At 69.5% G+C, this 3,418-nt stretch carries 3 protein-coding genes; 1 reads left to right on the top strand and 2 read right to left on the bottom strand.

Features of this window, described 5'->3' with window-relative positions:
- A partial coding sequence (locus tag AC1DZ6_RS21760; RefSeq protein WP_477099212.1) for an HlyD family secretion protein occupies nucleotides 1-480 on the bottom strand: 480 nt, incomplete at its 3' end.
- Nucleotides 480-2,102 carry an efflux MFS transporter permease gene (locus AC1DZ6_RS21765; protein WP_477099213.1) on the bottom strand — a complete coding sequence of 541 codons (1,623 nt, stop codon included), beginning with the start codon at nucleotides 2,100-2,102 and terminating at the stop codon, nucleotides 480-482. The genes AC1DZ6_RS21765 and AC1DZ6_RS21760, both read right to left, overlap by 1 nt.
- Nucleotides 2,103-2,210: 108 nt before the next feature.
- On the opposite strand from AC1DZ6_RS21765, the gene AC1DZ6_RS21770 reads away from it, so the two are divergent.
- Nucleotides 2,211-3,362 (top strand): aminotransferase, encoded by a 1,152-nt coding sequence (locus tag AC1DZ6_RS21770; RefSeq protein ID WP_477099214.1) that lies wholly within the window; start codon nucleotides 2,211-2,213, stop codon nucleotides 3,360-3,362.
- The last annotated feature ends 56 nt before the right edge of the window (nucleotides 3,363-3,418 follow it).

The raw sequence follows: 3,418 nt of genomic DNA on the forward strand, positions 1-3,418 counted from the left end.
GCCCTGGGCCAGCAGCGGCTCGGCCCGCTTGATGTCGACCTGCGACTTGGCCAGGGCCGCCTGGCTGCCGCTGGCCTGGGCCTCGGCCAGACGGATCTGGGCCGCGTTGCTGGTCTGGGCCTGCAGATTGGCGTCCAACGCCGCCTGGGCCGACTGCACCGACGCCTCGGCCTGGGCCAGTTTCTGGCGATAGATGCGGTCGTCGATCTGGACCAGCACCTGGCCCGCCTTCACCGTCTGGAAGTCCTTGACCGTCACCGCGGTCACATAGCCGTCGACCTTGGGGGCCAGCAGGGTGACGTAGCCGCGCACATAGGCGTTCTCGGTGCTCTGCATCGTGCCGGTGAACGGTGGCAGCTTCCAGGCGTAGAGCACTAGCAGCACGCCGCCGATCCCGGCGATGATCACCGGAATGGCCGCGCGCGACCACATCCGCTTGGGCGGCGGCGGCGCGGGCGGCGGGGTTTGCGGGTCGGACATCAGACGGCCTCCACCGGCGTCAGCCGGGCCGCGCGACGTTGGCGCAGCTCGGACCGGACGCGCAGGAACAACAGGTAGGCGAAGACCATCAGGGCCAGCACGGCCACGGTGGCGAACACGTCGTCATAGGCCAGCACCGTGGCCTCGCGGGTCGCCTGCTGGGCCAGCAGGACCGCACCTTCGCCGCTTCGCAGGGCCGGGTCGGTCAGCACCCCGGCATAGGACCCCGACAGCTGCTTCAGCCGCAGGGCCACCTGAGGGTCGGTCAGGCTCAGACGGCTGACGATGGCGTCGGAATGCACCCGCTCGCGGATGGTCATCAGCGTGCCCAGGAAGGCCGAGCCGCCCAGGGCCCCGACCACCTGACCCGTCGAGAACAGCACGATGAAGCTGACGATGTATTCCTGGCCCATCTTGATGGCGCGCGGGAAGCCGGCCAGCAGGGCGGCGGGCAGGAACAGGGCTCCGGCGAAGGCCATCATGCCCTGGCTCAAATACATCTGCTCGGGCCGCGTCAGGCTGGTCGACTGGCTGTCCAGCCAGGCCGCGACGGCGACCATCAGCAGGGCGATCAGGGCCGGGGTGCTGACGTGCTCGGGATTGATCGTGAAGGCCACGATCATCATGCCGGCCAAGGTGGCGAAGAACATCACCCATGACAGCCCGACCAACTGGTCGTTGTTCATGCCCAAGGTCTGAAGCAGGCCGAACGCCCCCGCGCCCTGCTCGGACAGCACGATGCGGAACAACAGGATGATGACCAGCAGGCGCAGCAGGTCGGCGCTGGTCAGCCAGCGCAGGTGGATCAGCGGCTTTCGGCGATGCAGCTCGACCAGGGCGGCGGCGACCAGCAGCGCGATGGCGGCGGCCAGACACCAGCCGATCCAGGCGGTGTCGAACCACCAGACGAAGCGCCCCTGCCCCAGCACCACGCACAGCAAGGCGATGCCCGGCGCGAACAGAGCGAAGGTAAGAAAGTCTCGCCACTCGAACATCTGCACGCGCGGGATCGGCGGCAGGCGCAGCAGGTTGACCGCCGAAAGGCAGACGATGCTCAGCCCGATCTCGGCCAGGTACAGGCCGTGCCATTGGCCGGTGTCGAGCAAGTCGGACGACACCAGTCGCGATAGCGGCAGGGCCAACTGTGCCCAGCCGACGCCCAAGGCGAGGCCRACGATCCGTTTCTCAGGCGGCGCCGCCTCGACCATGTAGAGCAAGGTCAGGGTCGAGAGGGCCGAGGCCGCCATGCCGGCCGCGGCCCGCACGGCGATCGCAGAGCGCAGGTCGTTGCTCAGCAGGTGCGCCAGGCCGACGACGATGAACAGGCCCAGCCCGATGTCGGCGAACAGCCGCAGGCCGTACTGGAACCGGAACTTCACCGCCAGCAAGCCGATCGTGGCGTTGGCGGCGGTGTAGGCGATCGACAGCCAGGCCGACTCGCTGGTGTAGGCGCCCAGCGAGCCCTGGATCCAGGGCAGGTTGTTGTTGATCAGATTGGCGCCCAGTCCCTGGGTCAGGCCCAGCAGCATCGACACCGCGCCGTAGGCCAGCCCGTGCGACCAGGTCCAAGTCGCGGCTGGGGGCGGCGAAGGCGGCGGGGCTGGGACGGCGCTGTCGGTCACTTCAGAGGAAGCTCCGCCTTGAGAAATCGTTCCGCGTCGACGATCGCATGGCGCGAAGCTATCACCGCGCGACCTATGCTAGGCAAGCGTTCGAGGAGTCCCCGCGCCATGGTTCACCCCGTCTATGCCGACCTGCCCACCACCATCTTCGAGGAGATGAGCGGCCTGGCCCGTGCGACGGGCGCGATCAATCTGGGCCAGGGCTTCCCAGACGACGCGGGACCGATGGCCCTGCGCCGCAAGGCCGGCGAGGCGCTGATCACCGGCACGAACCAGTATCCGCCGATGCGCGGCCTGCCCGCCCTGCGCCAGGCCGTGGCCGCCCACTACGGCCGCACCCAGGGGCTGGACCTGGACTGGGAAAGCGAGGTCGTCGTCACCTCCGGCGCGACCGAGGCCCTGGCGGCGGCGTTCCTCGGCCTGATCGCGCCCGGCGACGAGGTGGTGCTGTTCCAGCCGCTGTACGACGCCTACCTGCCGATGGTGAAGCGGGCCGGCGGCGTGCCGAAGCTGGTGCGCCTGACGCCGCCGCACTGGCGGTTCGACCGGGCGATGCTGGAGGCGGCGTTCAGCGACAGGACGCGGATGGTGGTGCTGAACACCCCGCTCAATCCGGCCGGCGTCGTCACCCCCGACGAGGACCTGGCCCTGCTGGCCGAGTTCTGCGTCAAGCACGACGCGATCGCCGTCTGCGACGAGGTGTGGGAGGCCGTGGTGTTCGACGGCCGCGAGCACCGGTCGCTGATCGGCTATCCGGGCATGCGCGAGCGCACCGTGAAGATCGGCTCGGCCGGCAAGATGTTTGGCATGACGGGGTGGAAGGTCGGCTTCCTCTGCGCCGCCCCCGCTTTGACCAAGGCCCTGGCCGGCGCCCACCAGTTCCTGACCTTCACCACTCCGCCCAACCTTCAGGAGGCGGTGGCGTTTGGGCTGGGCGAGCCCGGCGACTGGTTCGAGACCATGCCCGCCGGCCTGCAGCGCTCGCGCGACCGGCTGGCGGCGGGCCTGCGGGCGGCCGGCTTCGTGGTGCTCGACAGCGGCGGCACCTATTTCCTCAATGTCGACCTGAAGGTCTCCGGGATCGACGAGGACGACCGGACCTTCGCCCTGCGGGCCGTGCGCGACCACGGCGTGGCCAGCATCCCGGTCTCGGCGTTCTACGCGGAAGACCCGGTGCGCCACATCCTGCGCCTGTGTTTCGCCAAGGCGGATGACACGCTGGACGAGGCGGTGGGGCGGCTGGCGAGAGCGCGGGGATAAGCGCGGGGGACGCCCCCTCCGTCACGATGCGTATTCGCATCGCGCCACCTCCCCGC

The organism is Caulobacter sp. P1_B12_2, from assembly GCF_056406675.1.

Coding starts and splice junctions, on each gene's coding strand:
- AC1DZ6_RS21770 (WP_477099214.1), top strand. CDS start 2,211: ATGGTTCACCCCGTCTATGCCGACCTGCCCACCACCATCTTCGAGGAG.